The sequence below is a fragment of the Pseudomonas sp. F(2018) genome (assembly GCF_005508865.1).
GTDB lineage: Bacteria > Pseudomonadota > Gammaproteobacteria > Pseudomonadales > Pseudomonadaceae > Aquipseudomonas.
The window spans coordinates 1,005,062-1,022,192 of the sequence record NZ_SCOM01000001.1; the positions used below are offsets into that span (position 1 = coordinate 1,005,062).

The 17,131-nt window shown below is 69.0% G+C and carries 14 protein-coding genes; 4 read left to right on the forward strand and 10 right to left on the reverse strand.

Annotated elements, in window-relative coordinates; translation table 11 throughout:
* Nucleotides 1–333, forward strand: a complete 333-nt coding sequence (locus tag FFS62_RS04910; RefSeq protein WP_137971678.1) for a YnfA family protein — start codon at nt 1–3, stop codon at nt 331–333.
* Nucleotides 334–348: 15 nt separating this feature from the next.
* Here the strand turns inward: FFS62_RS04910 and FFS62_RS04915 are convergent, their stop codons facing one another.
* The 6 genes from FFS62_RS04915 to mnmC form a co-directional block, all read right to left on the reverse strand.
* The gene (locus FFS62_RS04915) at nt 349–579 is read right to left on the reverse strand and encodes a YheU family protein (protein WP_137971679.1); all 231 of its coding nucleotides are present in this window, start codon (nt 577–579) and stop codon (nt 349–351) included.
* Nucleotides 580–641: 62 nt separating this feature from the next.
* The gene (locus FFS62_RS04920) at nt 642–3,395 is read right to left on the reverse strand and encodes a hybrid sensor histidine kinase/response regulator (protein WP_137971680.1); all 2,754 of its coding nucleotides are present in this window, start codon (nt 3,393–3,395) and stop codon (nt 642–644) included.
* 102 nt (nt 3,396–3,497) lie between these two features.
* Entirely contained in the window at nt 3,498–4,694 is a 1,197-nt protein-coding gene (locus tag FFS62_RS04925; protein WP_137971681.1) for an osmoprotectant NAGGN system M42 family peptidase, read from the reverse strand.
* 14 nt (nt 4,695–4,708) lie between these two features.
* Nucleotides 4,709–6,445, reverse strand: a complete 1,737-nt coding sequence (gene ngg, locus FFS62_RS04930) for an N-acetylglutaminylglutamine synthetase (RefSeq protein ID WP_137971682.1) — start codon at nt 6,443–6,445, stop codon at nt 4,709–4,711.
* Between the two features lie 20 nt (nt 6,446–6,465).
* Complete coding sequence (locus tag FFS62_RS04935; RefSeq protein WP_137971683.1) at nt 6,466–8,235, reverse strand: N-acetylglutaminylglutamine amidotransferase; 1,770 nt, start codon at nt 8,233–8,235, stop codon at nt 6,466–6,468.
* A gap of 129 nt (nt 8,236–8,364) precedes the next feature.
* Entirely contained in the window at nt 8,365–10,308 is a 1,944-nt protein-coding gene (gene mnmC, locus FFS62_RS04940; RefSeq protein ID WP_137971684.1) for a bifunctional tRNA (5-methylaminomethyl-2-thiouridine)(34)-methyltransferase MnmD/FAD-dependent 5-carboxymethylaminomethyl-2-thiouridine(34) oxidoreductase MnmC, read from the reverse strand.
* Nucleotides 10,309–10,403: 95 nt separating this feature from the next.
* Here mnmC and pap point away from each other — a divergent pair, with 95 nt between their 5' ends.
* Nucleotides 10,404–11,891, forward strand: a complete 1,488-nt coding sequence (pap, locus tag FFS62_RS04945; protein ID WP_137971685.1) for a polyphosphate:AMP phosphotransferase — start codon at nt 10,404–10,406, stop codon at nt 11,889–11,891.
* On the opposite strand, the gene FFS62_RS04950 is transcribed toward pap, so the two are convergent.
* Nucleotides 11,892–12,101 carry a DUF6316 family protein gene (locus FFS62_RS04950; RefSeq protein ID WP_137971686.1) on the reverse strand — a complete coding sequence of 70 codons (210 nt, stop codon included), beginning with the start codon at nt 12,099–12,101 and terminating at the stop codon, nt 11,892–11,894.
* A gap of 209 nt (nt 12,102–12,310) precedes the next feature.
* Between FFS62_RS04950 and FFS62_RS04955 the strand changes: the two genes are divergently transcribed.
* Nucleotides 12,311–13,270, forward strand: coding sequence for a DMT family transporter (locus tag FFS62_RS04955; protein WP_137971687.1), 960 nt, complete (start codon nt 12,311–12,313; stop codon nt 13,268–13,270).
* A 9-nt stretch (nt 13,271–13,279) separates the two neighbouring features.
* Here the strand turns inward: FFS62_RS04955 and FFS62_RS04960 are convergent, their stop codons facing one another.
* From FFS62_RS04960 to FFS62_RS04970, 3 genes are all read right to left on the reverse strand, one after another.
* Nucleotides 13,280–13,900 carry an NAD(P)H-dependent oxidoreductase gene (locus FFS62_RS04960; RefSeq protein WP_137971688.1) on the reverse strand — a complete coding sequence of 207 codons (621 nt, stop codon included), beginning with the start codon at nt 13,898–13,900 and terminating at the stop codon, nt 13,280–13,282.
* Complete coding sequence (locus FFS62_RS04965) at nt 13,893–15,287, reverse strand: class II fumarate hydratase (protein ID WP_137971689.1); 1,395 nt, start codon at nt 15,285–15,287, stop codon at nt 13,893–13,895. Before FFS62_RS04965 ends, FFS62_RS04960 begins: the two co-directional genes overlap by 8 nt.
* 67 nt (nt 15,288–15,354) lie before the next feature.
* Nucleotides 15,355–16,365, reverse strand: coding sequence for a DUF2804 domain-containing protein (locus FFS62_RS04970; RefSeq protein ID WP_137971690.1), 1,011 nt, complete (start codon nt 16,363–16,365; stop codon nt 15,355–15,357).
* 258 nt (nt 16,366–16,623) lie between these two features.
* Between FFS62_RS04970 and FFS62_RS04975 the strand changes: the two genes are divergently transcribed.
* Nucleotides 16,624–17,121: a DUF2059 domain-containing protein gene (locus FFS62_RS04975; protein ID WP_137971691.1), complete on the forward strand. Its 498-nt coding sequence runs from the start codon at nt 16,624–16,626 to the stop codon at nt 17,119–17,121.
* Nucleotides 17,122–17,131 lie beyond the last annotated feature (10 nt).

Below are 17,131 nucleotides of genomic sequence, written 5' to 3' on the forward strand. Positions count from 1 at the left end.
ATGCTCAATTACTTGTGGTTCTTCCTCGCCGCGCTGTTCGAGATCGGCGGTTGCTACGCCTTCTGGATGTGGCTGCGCCTGGGCAAGAGCGCCTGGTGGATCGCCCCCGGGCTACTCAGCCTGACCCTGTTCGCCCTGCTGCTGACCCGCGTCGAGGCGGCCTATGCCGGGCGCGCCTATGCGGCGTATGGCGGGGTCTACGTGGTGGCTTCGCTGCTCTGGCTCGGGGCGATCGAGCGAACCCGGCCGCTGCTGTCGGACTGGCTGGGCGCGCTGCTGTGCCTGATCGGGGCCGGCGTCATCCTGCTCGGCCCGCGCTTCACCAGTCAGTAGCGCTCACGCGGGCCGCTAGTCCTCCAGCCACTCCTTCGGCACTTCCTCGCGCAGCATCAGCTGGCACTGTTGGCTGTCCGGGTCGAAGGCGATCACCGCCTGGCCTTTTTCCAGCGCGTGTCGGGCCCGCTCCACACGGGTCTGCAGCGGCGTCTCGTCGCCGTTGTCGGTGCCTTCGCGGGTGACGAAGTCTTCCAGCAGGCGGGTCAGGGTCTCGGCTTCGAGCATCTGGTGGGGGATCAGCATGGCGGCTCCTGGGGCCAGTTTCTGCGTGGGCCCTTCAACAGGCTCCACGGCGGGCGGCCATGCTAATCGGTCGCGCGCGCCTGGGCGAGCAGATAGCGGTCGAGCAGGGCGTATAGCTGCTGGCAGTCCAGCGGCTTGCCGAGGAACTCGTTCATGCCGGCGGCCATGCCGCGGTCGCGGTGCTCGTCGAGGATGTGCGCGGTGAGGGCGACTATCGGCACGGCCGACAGGTGCCGGCTGGCCTCCAGGCGGCGGATCTGCCGGGTGGCCTCGAAACCGTCCAGCTCGGGCATCTCGCAGTCCATCAGGATCAGCTGGATGGCGTTTGGATCGCGGCGGTATTCGTCCACCGCGCTCTGCCCATCGGCGACCATGCGCACCGAGTAGCCGCGCTTACGCAGGAAGCCCTGCACCACCATCTGGTTCACCCGGTTGTCCTCGGCCACCAGGATGCACGGCGTGTTGCCGCTGCGCTGGTCCAGCGCGGGGGGCTGCGCCGGCGATTCCTGGCGGCGCTCGCTGTACAGCTCGAGCAGGGTGTCGCGCAGGCCGGTGACCGACAGCGGCAGGGCCAGGTGCAGCAGGCGCAGCCCCTGGCTTTCCGGCAGCTGCTGGTGCTGCTCGGGCGGGCTCAGCAGCAGCACGCGCTGGCCCTGCTGCAGGTGCGGGCGCAGGCTGTCCAGCCAGTGCCCGCTGCTGCCCGGCCAGGGCGACATCAGCACCAGCAGCGGCGGCGTGGCGAAGTCTTCCAGGTAGTCCTGCAGGCGCTCCGGGTCCTGGCAGCGCTGGGTGCGCATGCCCCAGCGTCCGAGCAGGTGGCCCAGGCAGTCGAGGCCCTGGCCGTCCAGCGAGCAGAGCAGGGCGATGCGGTTCTCCAGCAGGGTGGCCAGGTCGTCCTCGCCGGCGGTCGCGGCGCACAGCGGGATGTCGAAGGCAAAGCGCGAGCCCTGGCCCGGCGTGCTCTGCACCTCGATGCGGCCGCCCATCATCTCCACCAGTTCCTTGCTGATGGCCAGGCCCAGGCCGCTGCCGCCGTAGCGGCGGGTGGTGCTGGAGTCGCCCTGGGCGAAGGATTTGAACAGCTGGGCGAGGGAGTCGTCGTGAATGCCGATGCCGCTGTCGCTGACGGCGAACACCAGGTGCTGCTGACCCTGGCTGTCGCTGCGGCGGCTGAGGGTCAGCGCCACATGGCCTTCCTGGGTGAACTTCAGGGCGTTGCCCAGCAGGTTCATCAGCACCTGCTTGAGGCGAGTCGGATCGCCCCGCACCCGGCGCGGCACACCGCCCTCCAGGCTGACATAGAGGCGCAGGCGCTTCTCCAGGGCCTGGGCGGTGAACAGCGCCAGGGCCTCGGAGACCATCTGCTCCAGGTCGAACTCGATTTCCTCCAGGCTGAGCTTGCCGGACTCGATGCGGGCGTAGTCGAGGATGTCGTTGATCACTGCCATCAGCGAGCTGCCGGAGCTGCTGATGGTGTCCACGTAGAAGCGCTGGTTGCGCTCCAGCGGCGTCTCGCGCAGCAGCTGCAGCATGCCCAGCACGCCGTTGAGCGGCGTGCGGATCTCGTGGCTCATCTTGGCCAGGAAGCGGCCTTTGGCCTGGTTCTCGTACTCGGCCTGCTCGGCGGCCTGGCGCGAGCGGAAGCCTTCCTCCTTGAGCAGGTTGATGCGGTCGGCCAGGCCGATGGACAGGCTGAGCAGCTCGATGGTCACGCCCACCTTGACCACCGCCGAGCCGTAGATGCCGAAGATCTCCAGGCCCAGCGAGCCGCTGGTGACCAGCATGAAGGCCACCAGCAGCACGCTCCAGGCCAGCACGTAGTAGGAGCCGTGGCGCACGCCGCGGCGCCAGGCGTAGATGCCGGTGAGCAGCAGGATCAGCGACGTCCCGAGCACCGCCACGCTGGCCAGGATGTTCCAGGCGGCCAGGCCGATCAGTGGCACCGACAGCAGGCAGCCGACGATCACCAGCATCAGCAGGCGCAGGCCCTTGTCCAGACGCGGGAAGTGCTGCGGGATGTGCAGGAAGTGGCGGCTGAACTGGGCGGCGGTGAGGCAGTGCAGGAACATCAGCACGTAGATGCTCACCGACTGCAGGCCCACGCTGTTGGGCAGCAGCTTGAACAGCATGCCGTCGAAGCAGGCGGCGAACAGGCCGACATTGACGTTGTACACCAGGTACCAGAAGTAGGCCCGCTCGCGCAGCGAGATGAACAGGAACAGGTTGTAGATGAACATGGCGAACAGCACGCCGTAGAAGGCGCCGTTGATGCCCATCAGGTTTTCCTGGGCCGCCGCGCTAGCTCCGTAGGTGCTGAAGAACAGCGGCACGAAGATAGTGCTGGTGCTCTCCACCCGCAGCAGCAGGGTGTTGCTGCCCTCGGGCAGGGTCAGGGGAAACCAGAAGTGACGCACCTGTACCGGGCGCTGGGCGAAGGCGAAGCTGTCGCCGCTGTGCTGGCGCTGCAGGCGACCGTCGCCGTCCTGCAGGTAGACGTCGATGTGGTCGAGCAGGGCGTAGTTGACTTCCAGGTAGCCAGATAACGGCTGCGGGCGGCCGTTGACCAGGCGTACCTTGAACCACCAGACCGAGGCGTTCTTGCCCAGGTTGGCGTGGTCGCCCTGTACCGGGATGAAGGCATCGTCCGGCAGGCGTTGCACCGTTTCGGCGTCGAGCCTGCCGTCACGGTCCTCGTAGTAACCCATGTAGGGCGCCAGCGACAGACGCAGTTCGTCGCGGTCCAGGGGGGCCGGGGAGAGTGCCCACAGCGGCCCGCTCAGGCAGAGCAACAGCACAGCCAGACACACGCGAGGCATCCGCAACCTCATGCTTCTTATTGGTTATTGCCTGCACTTTGCCTAGTTGCCGCCCAGGCTTCAAGAGAGCATCGCAGAGCCTTGGCGGCCCTGCGCTGAAGCTTAGTCGGAAGACTCGCCACGCGCTCCGAGCACGCTCTCGACGGTGGGTACCTGGGTGTCGCTGGCCATCTGCGCGTCATGCTCGATCTGGTGGCTGAAGCGCTCCAGCGAGTGCTCCTGGGCCGGCTTGGCGTCGCTGGCAAACACCGGTGGGCTGAGCAGGTAGGCGCCGATCAGGCGGGTGAGGGCGGCCAGGCTGTCGATATGGGTGCGCTCGTAGCCGTGGGTGGCGTCGCAGCCGAAGGCCAGCAGGGCGACGCGAATGTCGTGGCCGGCGGTCACCGCCGACTGGGCATCGCTGTGGTAGTAGCGGAACAGGTCGCGGCGCACCGGGATCTCGCCCTCGGCGGCCAGGCGCAGCAGGTGGCGCGACAGGTGATAGTCGTAGGGCCCGCCGGAGTCCTGCAGGGCCACGCTCACCGCGTGCTCGCTGGACTGCTGGCCGGGTGCGACCGGGGCGATGTCGATGCCGACGAATTCGCTGACATCCCACGGCAATGCCGCCGCCGCGCCGGAACCGACTTCCTCGGTGATGGTGAACAGCGGATGGCAGTCGATCTGCGGCTCCAGGCCGCTTTCGGTGACCGCCTTGAGCGCTGCCAGCAGCGCCGCCACGCCGGCCTTGTCGTCCAGGTGACGGGCGCTGATATGGCCGCTCTCGGTGAACTCGGGCAGCGGGTCGAAGGCGACGAAATCGCCCACCGCCACGCCCAGCGCCTCGCACTCGGCGCGGCTGGCGCAGGGGGCGTCCAGGCGCAGCTCGATGTGCTCCCAGCTCACCGGCAGGCTGTCGACCTGGGTGTTGAAGGCGTGCCCGGAGGCCATCAGCGGCAGCACGCTGCCACGCAGCACGCCGTTGTCGGTGAACAGGCTGACCCGGCTGCCCTCGGCGAAACGGCTGGACCAGCAGCCCACCGGGGACAGGGCCGGGCGGCCGCTGTCCTTGATCTCGCGGACGATGGCGCCGATGGTGTCCAGGTGCGCCGACACCGCCCGGTCCGGGCTGGACTGGCGGCCTTTGAGGGTGGCGCGGATGGTGCCGCGGCGGGTCAGCTCGAAGGGTATGCCGAGCTCTTCCAGGCGCTCGGCCACGTAACGCACCACGGTGTCGGTGAAGCCGGTAGGGCTGGGGATGGCCAGCAGCTCCAGCAGCACCTGGCGCAGGTAGGCGAGGTCGGGTTCGGGCAGGCGATGCATGGGGCCTCCTCGGGTCACGGATGCTGGCGGCTGAGCGGGAACAGCAGATCGATGAAGCGCTGGGCCGTCGGCTGCGGCTGGTGGTTGGCCAGGCCGACCCGCTCGTTGGCCTCGATCAGCACGTAGTCCTCGCCCTCGGCGGACTCCACCAGCATGTCCAGGCCCACCACCGGGATGTCCAGGGCGCGCGCCGCCTGCACGGCGGCCTTGCGCAGGGTGGGGTGGAGGCGCTCGGTGACGTCCTCGAGCGTGCCGCCGGTATGCAGGTTGGCGGTCTTGCGCACGGCCAGGCGGGTGCCGGCGGGCAGCACGCTGGAGTAGTCATAGCCGGCGTCGTGCAGGGTGCGCTGGGTCTCGGCGTCCAGCGGGATGCGGCTCTCGCCGCTGGTGGCGGCCTGGCGCCGGCGACTCTGCGCCTCGATCAGCGCGCCAATGGTATGCACGCCATCGCCGATCACCTCGGCCGGGTGGCGGATGGCCGCGGCCACCATCTGGTAGCCGATCACCACGATGCGCAGGTCCTGGCCGCGGTGGTAGCTCTCCAGCAGCACGCGCTGGTCGAAGCGCCGGGCACGCTCGATGGCGTCCTGCACCGCCTGCGCCGTGCGCAGGTCGACGGCCACGCCCTGGCCCTGTTCGCCGTCCACCGGCTTGACCACGATGCTGCCGTGCTCGGCGAGAAAGGCGGCGTTCTCCTCGGCGCTGCCGGCCAGGCGCTGGGCCGGCTGGCGCAGGCCGGCGCGCTCAAGGGCGCGATGGGTCAGGCGCTTGTCCTGGCACAGGGTCATGCTCACTGCGCTGGTCAGGTCGGACAGCGACTCGCGGCAGCGGATGCGCCGGCCGCCCTGGGCCAGGGTGAACAGGCCGCCTTCGGCATCGTCCACGCGCACCTCGATGCCGCGCCGGCGCGCCTCGTCGACGATGATCCGCGCGTAGGGATTGAGCTCCGCCTCCGGCCCCGGGCCGAGGAACAGCGGCTGGTTGATGCCGTTGCGGCGCTTCACTGCGAAGGTCGGCAGTTCACGGAAGCCGAGTTTGGCGTACAGGCTCTTGGCGCTGTCGTTGTCGTGCAGCACCGACAGGTCCAGGTAGTTCAGGCCGCGGCCCCTGAAATGCTCGACCAGGTGTCGCACCAGGGCCTCGCCAACGCCGGGGCGCTGGCAGTTCGGGGCCACGGCCAGGCACCACAGGCTACTGCCGCCCTCGGGATCGGCGAAGGCCTCGCGGTGGTTGAGGCCCATGACGGCGCCGACCACCCGGCCATCCGCCTCGTCCTCGGCCAGCCAGTAGTCGGGACCGCCGGCCTCGCGCGGGGTCAGTTGCTCGGTATCGATCGGCAACATGCCGCGCTGCAGGTACAGGCCGTTGATGCCCTCCCAGTCCTGCTCGTTCTGCACCCGGCGAATGCGGAAGCCACGAAAGCTGGAGTGCGCCGGGCGGTAGTCGGTGAACCACAGGCGCAGGGTGTCGGAGGGGTCGAGGAACAGCTGCTGCGGTGCCTGGGCCAGCACCTGCTGGGGCGCGGCCACGTACAGGGCGATGTCGCGCTCGCCCGGGCGCTCCTCCAGCAGCGCGGTGGCCAGGGCCTCGGCGTCCGGGTAGGTGTGGCCCAGCAGCAGGCGGCCCCAGCCGCAGCGCACGCTCTGCGGCTCCGGCTGCTCGATGCCGTCCTTGGCCAGGTGTGCCTGCAGGCGCTGGTAGGACGGTGGTTGGCCGCGCTGCAGGCGTTGGTTGTAGGCGGATGCACGCATGATGAAGCTCCTTGAGTCGGTCACAGGCCCTGTTCACTGAGCCACAGATTGAGTGCGGCGAGCTGCCAGAGCTTGGAGCCGCCTAAGGGGGTGAGCTGGCCATCCGGCTCGCTGAGCAGACGGTCGAGCATGGCCGGTTCGAACAGGCCACGGTCCTGGCTGGGGTCGAGCAGCAGCTCCTGCACCCAGTCCAGGGTGGCGCCCTGCAGGTGCTTGAGGCCGGGTACCGGGAAGTAGCCCTTGGGACGGTCGATCACCGCGTGCGGGATGACCTTGCGCCCGGCTTCCTTGAGCACGTACTTGCCGCCATCCGGCAGCTTGAAGCGCGCCGGGATGCGCGCTGCCAGCTCCACCAGGCGGTAGTCGAGGAATGGCGTGCGGGCCTCCAGGCCCCAGGCCATGGTCATGTTGTCGACCCGCTTCACCGGGTCGTCGACCAGCATCACCGTGCCGTCCAGGCGCAGGGCCTTGTCCACCGCCGCCTCGGCGCCGGGCATGGCGAAGTGCTCGCGGAGGAATTCGCCGGCCCAGTCCGGGCCATGCCATTGCGGGCGCAGGGTGGCCAGGGTCTCCTCCCGCGAGCGGTCGAAGAAGGCGGCGCGGTAGGCGGCTTGCGGGTCCGCGGCGCCATCCACCTGCGGGTACCAGTGATAGCCGGCGAACAGCTCGTCGGCGCCCTGGCCGCACTGCACCACGGTGCAGTGCCTGGCCACCTCGCGGCCGAGCAGGTAGAAGGCGATGCAGTCGTGGCTGACCATCGGCTCGCTCATGGCGCGGAAGGCGTCCGGCAGCTCGGCGAGGATCTCCGCCTCGGCGATGCGCAGCTGCTGGTGGCGGGTGCCGTAATGGCGGGCGATCAGGTCCGAATAGTGGAACTCGTCACCGCGCTCGCCGCCGGCATCTTCGAAGCCGATGGAGAAGGTCGCCAGGTCGGCCACGCCGGCCTCGTGCAGCAGACCGACCAGCAGGCTGGAGTCGAGCCCGCCGGAGAGCAGCACGCCGACATCCAGTGCCGCGCGCTGGCGCACCTGCACGGCCTGGCGCAGACCATCCAGTACCCGTTCGCTCCAGTCTTCCAGCTGCAGGCCGGTTTCATCGGCACGCGGGCCGAAGTCCAGCTGCCACCAGCGGCGCTCGGTGCGCCGACCGTCGCGCTCGATGCGCAGCCAGGTGGCCGGTGGCAGCTTCTTCACCCCGGCCAGCAGGGTGCGTGGCGCCGGCACCACGGCGTGGAAGTTGAGGTAATGGTCGAGCGCGACCGGGTCCAGCGCCGAGTCGATGTCGCGGCCCTGCAGCAGGGCCGGCAGGGTGGAGGCGAAGCGCAGGCGGGTGCCGTCGTCGCTGAGGTACAGCGGCTTGACGCCGAGGCGGTCGCGGGCGAGGAACAGGCGCTCCGTGTCGCGCTCCCAGATGGCGAAGGCGAACATGCCGTTGAGTTTCGGCAACAGGGCTTCGCCCCAGGCGTGGTAGCCCTTGAGCAGGACTTCGGTGTCGCCGTCGGAGTGGAACTGGTAGCCGAGGGCACGCAGCTCGTCGCGCAGTTCCGGGTAGTTGTAGATGGCGCCGTTGAACACCATGGCCAGGCCGAGCTGCTGGTCGACCATCGGCTGGCCGGAGGCCGGCGCCAGGTCCATGACCTTCAGGCGGCGGTGGCCTAAGCCCAGCGAGCCGCTGCTATGGAAGCCGCAGGCATCGGGGCCGCGTGGGGTCAGGTGGTGGGTGATTCGGGCGAGGGCGGCCAGGTCGGCCGGTTGGTGATCGAAACGTAGTTCTCCAGCTATTCCGCACATGGTTCCTTACCGGTTTTGCCGTTGGGGATGGCCCTGCCAAGGCAGGGGCACAGCTTCCGACAGGCGTATTCCCGGAAAGGTCTAGTCCATTTGGTTATATGTGCGGCGATGCCATCACGGCCTGGCGGCCTAGCCGCGGATCAGTCGGCGCAGGGCGAAGCGGTTGGGATGGCAGGCCTCGGCGACCGCACGCGGCAGTGGCAGCGGCTCGCCGCTGAGCCAGGCGGCCAGCAGTTCGCCGCACAGCGGCGCGCTGATCAGCCCACGCGAGCCGTGGCCACTGTTGACGTACAGGCCGTCCAGCCAGGGGCAGGGCACATCCGGCACCTGGCGCGCGTCCTTGCCCAGCACCGCGTAGGCCTCGGCAAAGGCGGCCGGATCGGCCAGTGGTCCGACTATCGGCAGGTAGTCCGGGCTGGTGCAGCGGAACGCGGCGCGGCCTTGCAGCTGTTCCGGGGCGAGCGCATCGGCGCCCAGGCGTGCGGCCAGGTCGGTGGAGATTTCCCGCAGCAGATCGAGGTTGCCGGCGTGCTCGGCGGCGGTCGGCGCCAGGTCCTCGGCATGGAAGTCGAAGCTGGCGCCGAGGGTGTGCTCGCCAGCGCGCGGCGGCGCCACGTAACCCTCGGCGCACAGCACGCAGCCCAGCGCGGCGCTGGCCGCGGTCTGCGGCAGGCGGCTGATCTGCCCGCGGATGCGCTTGAGCGGCAAGTCGGCGAAGCGCTGCACCTCGGCGGCGCCGGCCAGCACCGCCACCGGCGCCTCGGCCAGCAGGCGTTCGCCGTCCAGGGCCTGCCAGCGGCCGTCGACGCGGCGCAGGTCGAGCGCTTCGCTGTGCGGCAGCAGGCGGATGCTCGGATGCTCGGCCAGCAATTGGCACAGGGCGGGCGGATGCACCCAGCCGGCCTCGGGGTAGAACAGGCCGCCGGCCGGCAGCTCGATCCCGGCGATGGCCTCGGCCTGCTGGCGATCCAGGCTCTGCAGCAGGTCGGTGGGGAAGGCCTCGGCCAGCTTGGCCTGGCGCTCGGCCTCCTTGGCGTCGAAGGCCAGCTGCAGCACGCCGCAGGCCGCCCAGTCGCTCGGTTGCAGGCGCTGCAGCAGGCGCCGGGTATGGCCGAAGCCGGCCAGCACCAGTTGCGACAGCGCGGTGCCATGGGCGGACAGCTTGAGGTAGAGCACGCCCTGGGGGTTGCCCGAGGCCTCGCGGGCCACCGCGTCGTGGCGCTCCAGCAGGATGACCTGCCAGCCGCGGCTGGCCAGGCTGGCAGCTGTGGCGCAACCGGCCAGGCCGGCGCCGATCACCAGGGCCTCGCGCCGCTGCTGCTGCGGCGGGCGCGCATACCAGGGCTTTTCTGCCGGAGCGGCGGGACCCTCGAAGCGGCCGCGCAGGATCTCCCACTTCTTGCCGTAGCCCGGCACGCGACGCATGACGAAGCCGGCGTCGTTCAGCGCGCGGCGCACATAGCCGGTGCTGGTGAAGGTAGCCAGGTTGGCGCCGGGGGCGGACAGCCGCGCCAGTTGCTGGAACAGCGGCGGCGTCCACATCTCCGGGTTCTTGGCCGGGGCGAAGCCGTCGAGGAACCATAGGTCGATGCGCGCGTCCAGCTGCGGCAGCATCTGCAGCGCATCGCCGATCAGCAGGGTGAGGATCACCCGGCCGCCGCCCAGCACCAGGCGCTGGAAGCCGGGGTGGATGGCCACGTATTGCTCCAGCAGCTGCGCGGACCAGGGCGCCAGTTCCGGCCACAGGGCCAGGGCGCGTTGCAGGTCGGCGGCGGCCAGCGGGTATTTCTCGACGCTGACGAAATGCAGCTGGGCATCGGCCGGCGCGCTGCGCTCGAACTGGCGCCAGGCGCAGAGGAAATTGGTGCCGGTGCCGAAGCCGGTCTCGCCGATCATCAGGCGTCCGCCGGTGGGCAGGGCGGCGCAGCGGGCCGCCAGGTCGGTGCCTTCGATGAACACGTGGTGGGTCTCGCCGAGCCCGTCCTGGCTGGCGAAATAGATGTCGCCGAACTGGCGCGAGCGGGGCTGGCCCTGGTCGTCCCAATCGAGCTGGGCGTGCTGGAAATCGGTCATGCGCGCATCCGGATGCAAGGTGGCGCATTGTAACGACATGCCCGGGGGTGCTGGGAATCCGCTAGGCTGAGCGGATTCTTGGCAGGGAGATGGATATGTTCGAGTCCGCCGAATTGGGACATGCAATCGACGAGGAGACCTTCGACAAGGAGGTGCCGGCGCTGCGCGAGGCGCTGCTGGAGGCGCAGTTCGAGCTGAAGCAGCAGGGGCGCTTCCCGGTGATCATCCTGATCAACGGCATCGAGGGCGCCGGCAAGGGCGAGACGGTCAAGCTGCTTAACGAGTGGATGGACCCGCGGCTGATCCAGGTCAGCACCTTCGACGTGCAGACCGACGAGGAGCTGGCGCGGCCGCCGGCCTGGCGCTTCTGGCGCCAGCTGCCACCCAAGGGGCAGATCGGCATCTTCTTCGGCAACTGGTACAGCCAGATGCTGCAGGGTCGGGTCCACGGCCACTTCAAGGACGCGGTGCTGGACCAGGCCATCGACGGCGCCCTGGCCCTGGAGCAGATGCTCTGCAACGAGGGCGCGCTGATCTTCAAGTTCTGGTTCCACCTGTCCAAGAAACGCATGAAGACCCGCCTCAAGGAGCTGCAGGACGACCCGCAGCGCGCCTGGCGCATCAGCCCCCTGGACTGGCAGCAGTCGAAGACCTACGACAAGTTCGTGCACCACGGCGAGCGGGTGTTGCGCCGCAGCAGCCGCGACTTCGCACCCTGGTACGTGGTGGAGGGCAGCGACGAGTGCTATCGCAACCTGACGGTGGGGCGCATCCTGCTCGACGGCCTGCAGGCCGCTCTGCGCAACACCGGCCCGCGCGCCGCGCAGCCGCATGTGGCGCCGCTGATCGCCAGCCTGGACAACCGTGGCCTGCTGGACTGCCTGGACCTGACGCAAAGCCTGGAGAAGGACGAGTACAAGGACATGCTCGCCGTCGAGCAGGCGCGCCTGGCCATGCTGATGCGCGACAAGCGCATGCGTCGGCATGCCCTGGTGGCAGTGTTCGAGGGCAACGACGCGGCGGGCAAGGGTGGCGCGATCCGCCGGGTGGCGGCGGCGCTGGATCCGCGCCAGTACCGCATCGTGCCGATCGCCGCGCCGACCGAAGAGGAGAGGGCGCAACCCTACCTGTGGCGCTTCTGGCGGCACATTCCGGCGCGCGGCAAGTTCACCGTGTTCGATCGTTCCTGGTACGGCCGGGTGCTGGTGGAGCGGGTGGAGGGCTTCTGCGAGCCGATCGACTGGCTGCGCGCCTACGGCGAAATCAACGACTTCGAAGAACAGCTGAGCGATGCCGGCGTGGTGCTGGTGAAGTTCTGGCTGGCCATCGACCAGGACGAGCAGTTCAAGCGCTTCCAGGAGCGCGAGCAGATCGCCTTCAAGCGCTTCAAGATCACCGAGGAGGACTGGCGCAACCGCGACAAGTGGGGTGAATACCGCGATGCGGTGGGCGACATGGTCGACCGCACCAGCACCTCGATCGCGCCCTGGACGCTGGTAGAGGCCAACGACAAGCGCTTCGCCCGGGTGAAGGTGCTGCGCACCATCAACGAGGCCCTGGAACGGGCCTTCGCCGAAGACTGACTAGAAGGCGCGACTCTCGATGATGTCGCTGGCCTGGCGCATGCGGCGGATATAGAAGGCGATTTCCCGCTCGGCATCGACACGGGTGAAGTAGGGGCCTTCGAGGGTGCCCTCGCGGGTGGAGAAGAAGTACTGACCGTTGACCGCGCTGACCCGCTCGCTCCGGTAATGGGTGCCGGGAGTGGGGTCGATATGGCGTTGACCGAACATGGCGAAGCCTCCTGCAACAGCGTGCACTGTTGTGAGTGTAGTGGCTGGCCTCAGGCGAGCCGGGGCATGCGACAAGTGGTCATTTTTTAGCCATATCGGGCGTGCGCAGCACAGTTGCATTCTGTCCGCATGGTCAACTGTGGCTGCCGCAGCCGCGGGCCAGGGCCTAGAATGCTGGGCCATTTCGCTGTTGCGCTGTCGAGGCTGTCATGCACGTTTCCTCCGGCCGCTGGCTGTTCGGCCTGCTGCTCGCCCTGACCACCGCCGTGCTCTGGGGCATCCTGCCGATCAAGCTCAAGGAAGTGCTGCAGGTGATGGACCCGGTCACCGTCACCTGGTATCGCCTGCTGGTCTCCGGCCTGCTGTTGCTGATCTGGCTGGGCGCCACCCGGCGTCTGCCGCGTTTCGCACCCCTGGGCCGCCGTGGCCAGGGCCTGCTGGCGCTGGCCATCGCCGGGCTGACCAGCAACTACGTGCTGTACCTGATCGGCCTCAACATGCTCAGCCCCGGCACCACCCAGCTGGTGATCCAGATGGCGCCGATCCTGTTCCTGGTCGCCAGCCTGCTCGTGTTCCGCGAGTCCTTCAGCCTCGGCCAGGGCATCGGCATGGCCATCCTGCTGCTGGGCTTCGGCCTGTTCTTCAACCAGCGCCTGGAAGAGCTGCTGACCTCGCTAACCACCTACACCACCGGGGTGCTGGTAATCCTGCTGGCGGCCTTTCTCTGGGTGTTCTACGGCCTGGCGCAGAAGCAGCTGCTGACCCAGTGGAGCTCGCCGCAGATCATGATGGTGATCTACCTGGCCTGCGCGCTGTTGCTGTCGCCCTGGGCGCATCCGCTGCAGGTGCTGCAGCTCAGCCCGCTGCAGCTCTGGCTGCTGCTGGCCTGTTGCCTGAACACCCTGGTGGCCTACGGCGCCTTCGCCGAGGCGCTGGCGCATTGGGAGGCCTCGCGGGTCAGCGCGACCCTGTCGATCACCCCACTGGTGACCTTCGTCGCCGTGGCCCTGGCCGCCGTCTGGTGGCCGGACCACGTGCAGCCGGAGCAGATCAATCTGCTCGGCTACGCTGGTGCGCTGCTGGTGGTGCTGGGCTCGGCGCTGACCGCGCTGGGCCCGTCGCTGCTGGCCGGCTGGCGGGCGCGGCGGGCGCGTCTGGCCCTCAGGTAAACGCTGGCGTCAGACCCTGACGCCCAGGCTCTCGGCCTTGCGCAGCCAGCCCTGGCGCTGTTCCTCGGAGGAGGGGCGCACCGGGGCGAACTCGGTCAGGCGGCGGGTCTTGATGCCGCAGAAGCCGAGGATGGTGCGCACCATCTGGCGGTGCGCCGGCGCGCCGTAGATCCAACGGAAGTACCAGGGCGGCGTGTCCAGGGTCACCAGCAGGTCGGCGGTGCGCCCGGTCAGCAGCTTGTCCCACAGCTGCGAGCGGTTGCGGTACTTGAAGGCGAAGCCGGGCAGGAAGGTGCGGTCGAAGAAGCCCTTGAGCAGCGCCGGCACGCCGCCCCACCAGACCGGGTAGACGAACACCAGGTGCTCGGCCCAGTGGATCTGCCGCTGGGCCTCCAGCAGGTCCGGCTCCAGCGCCTGGTGCTGGCCATAGCCCTCGCGCAGGATCGGGTCGAACTGCAGTTCGCCGAGCTTCAGCTGGCGCACCACATGGCCCTCGCCGCGAGCGCCGCTGCTGTAGGCCTCGGCGATGGCGTGGCACAGGCTGTCGCTCTTCGACGTGCCGAGGATCATCAGGATGCGCTTGCCGTCGCCTTCCAACGGGGTGGCGCCACTCTTCGCTTCCTCAGCCATGTTGTCCGGACTCCAGCATGTTTTCCGGGCGAACCCAGGTATCGAATTCTTCGTTGCTCAGATGACCCAGCTGCAGCGCCGCCTCGCGCAGGCTGAGGCCCTCGGCGTAGGCCTTCTTGGCGATCTCCGCGGCCTTGTCGTAGCCGATGTGCGGGTTCAGCGCGGTCACCAGCATCAGGCCGCGCTCCAGGTGCTCGGCCATCTGCCGGGCATCCGGTTCCATCCCCGCCACGCAGTGCTGGGCGAAGTTGCGGCAGCCGTCCGACAGCAGGCGCGTGGACTGCAGCAGGTTGTGGATGATCACCGGCTTGAACACGTTGAGCTGCAGATGGCCCTGGCTCGCGGCGAAGGCGATGGTGGCGTCGTTGCCCAGCACCTGGCAGGCCAGCATGGACAGCGCCTCGCACTGGGTCGGGTTGACCTTGCCGGGCATGATCGAACTGCCGGGCTCGTTGGCCGGCAGCTTGACCTCGGCGAAGCCGGCACGCGGGCCGGAGCCGAGCAGGCGCAGGTCGTTGGCGATCTTCATCAGCGCCACGGCCAGGGTCTTCAGCGCGCCGGACAGCGCGGTGAGCGGCTCGTGACCGGCCAAGGCAGCGAACTTGTTGGGCGCCGAGATGAACGGCAGCCCTGCCAGCGCGGCCAGCTCGGCGGCCATGGCCTCGGCGAAGCCCTTGGGCGCGTTGAGCCCGGTGCCGACGGCGGTGCCGCCCTGGGCCAGCTCGCAGACGGCCGGCAGGGCGGCGCGAATGGCTCGGTCGGCATATTCGAGCTGGGCGACGAAGGCCGACAGCTCCTGGCCGAAGGTCACCGGGGTGGCATCCATCAGGTGGGTACGGCCGGTCTTCACCAGGTGCATGTGGCGGGTCGACTGGTCCGCCAGCGCGCCGGACAGTTCGGCGATGGCCGGCAGCAGCTGTTGCTGCACGGCCTGCACGGCGGCGATGTGCATGGCGGTGGGGAAGCTGTCATTGGAACTCTGCGCGCGATTGACGTGGTCGTTGGGGTGCACCGGGCTCTTGCCGCCGCGGCCCTTGCCGGCCAGCTCGTTGGCGCGACCGGCGATCACTTCGTTGACGTTCATGTTGCTCTGTGTGCCGCTGCCGGTCTGCCACACCACCAGGGGGAACTGATCGTCGTGCTGGCCGGCCAGTATCTCGTCGGCGGCCTGTTCGATCAGGCGGGCGACCTCCGGTGGCAGCTCGCCGATGCGGTCGTTGACCCGCGCGGCGGCCTTCTTGATCAGCGCCAGGGCGTGCACCACGGCCAGCGGCATGCGCTGCTCGCCGATGGCGAAGTTGATCAGCGAGCGTTGGGTCTGGGCGCCCCAGTAGGCGTCTTCGGGTACTTCGATGGCGCCGAGGCTGTCGGTTTCGATGCGGCTCATGAACTCTCTCCGGATTGTTTCCGGCAGTTTAGGCCGCCGCTACCGAGGCGGGTTCCCTGCCCGGGTATTACCAGCGGGCGTGGGTCGCGCCCAGCCAGCCATAGGCGCTGCTGACCGGCACTTTTTCGCCCTGGGGACCACGCAGCAGACCGTCGAAACGACCGAACCACTGGCGGGTGTCGGCATAGAAGGGGCCGAATTTGGGGCAGGCCTGGTGCAGCTGGCGCGGGGTGAAGCACAGGTCCACCTGGCCGCTGGGGCTGGACAGGCGCCAGGGCTCCAGCGAGTTCGGCGAGCCTTGGGCGATCTCTACGCGTTCTTCCAGGTGCAGCAGTTCGCCGCCGAACCACAGGGCGTTTTCCGACAGGCCGCTGTAATCGCACCAGCCCGTGCCGAAGTTGCCGGCGATGCCACCTGGGGCGGCGAAGGCGGCGCGGGTCCAGTGGCTATTCAGCGGCCATACGCCGCGGGCGAAGTCCAGCGAAGCGAAGCTCTGCCCCGGCGTGCATAGGTACTGCTGCTTGCCCAGCTGCAGGTTGCCGCTGACCGGCAGGCCGAGCTGGCGGCTGGTGGCGTGGAAGGTGCGGCGGCCCATGGGGCAGACCAGGTTGACCGAATCCAGGTGCGGGGGACGCTGGATGTCCAGGGCCACCTGCAGTGGCTGGCCGCCGATGTCCGGCGCCACCACGGTGAGGCGGACCGAGCTGCCGCGATCGTCGGCGCGCAGCTGCAGGTGGCTGTGGCTGAACTCGTGGCTATCCAGGGGCGAGTCGGGCAGGGTGCAGCCCAGGCCGAACGGGCGCAACTGGGTGCGGCTGGCGGACTTGCCGCTGTGCAGATCGAGGAAATAGGCGGCGCCGTAGCCCAGGTAGTCGAGGTCGGCGAAGGTCAGCGCCAGCATCCAGTCCGGCGTGGTGATGCACCAGTGATTCCAGCGCTTGCGCCGCCCATGGTTGCCAGGCAGGGCGCAGTGCACGCGCGGCCGTGGCGACCAGCCGACGGCGTCTTCGGCCAGGCGGCCTCGGGCATCGCACAGCGGCTGGGAAAGAGGGGCGAGCGGATTGGTGAAGCTGTTCATCAGACACGTCCGTGTGTGGGGCCGCGAGCGCTGGTGCGGCCTCAGAGCCTGTGGGCGATCTGCGGCGCCTGCCATGCGTCGTTGAAACAGCCTGGCTAGCCCGCGCGATCCCTGAGCAGGGTCTTGGGAGAATGGTAAGCATGCCCATTTGCAGGTGCCTGAGGCAAGTGCTGGCTTTTTGCCCGGCCGCGGCGCGCTTGAGCGGCGCGAGCCGGGCGCGCAGAATGGCCGCCCGCGATTTTCCTGAAGGATGTACCCATGACCCGCCTGCGCGCCCTGTTTTCCTGCCTGCTGCTGGTCGCCAGCGGCCCGCTGCTGGCCGATGCTGCCAGCCACGCCGCCGAGGCCAAGCGCTTCATCGAGATGAGCCGCGCCGACAAGCTGGCCGTGCCGGCACACATGCAGGTGCGCCAGATGTTCGCCCAGCGTTTCGCCCAGGCTGGTGGCAGCGAGGCGAAGAAGGCCGTGCTGGAGCGCTACCAGGCCCAGGCCGATGCCGCCATCGAGCGCGTGGTCGGCAAAGGCAAGCTGGAGTCCGAGCTGGTCAGCCTGTACACCGATGCCTTCACCGAGGCCGAGCTGAAGGAGCTGCTGGCCTTCTACCAGACCCCGGTCGGGCGCAAGGTGCTGGAGCAGATGCCGCAGCTGATGGCCCACGCCGCCCAGCTGACCCAGGAGCGCCTGCAGCAGGCCGTGCCGGAAGTGGACAAGCTGCTCGGCGAGATGACCGCCGAACTGCAACCCGCCAAGCAGTAAGGAGTGCCGG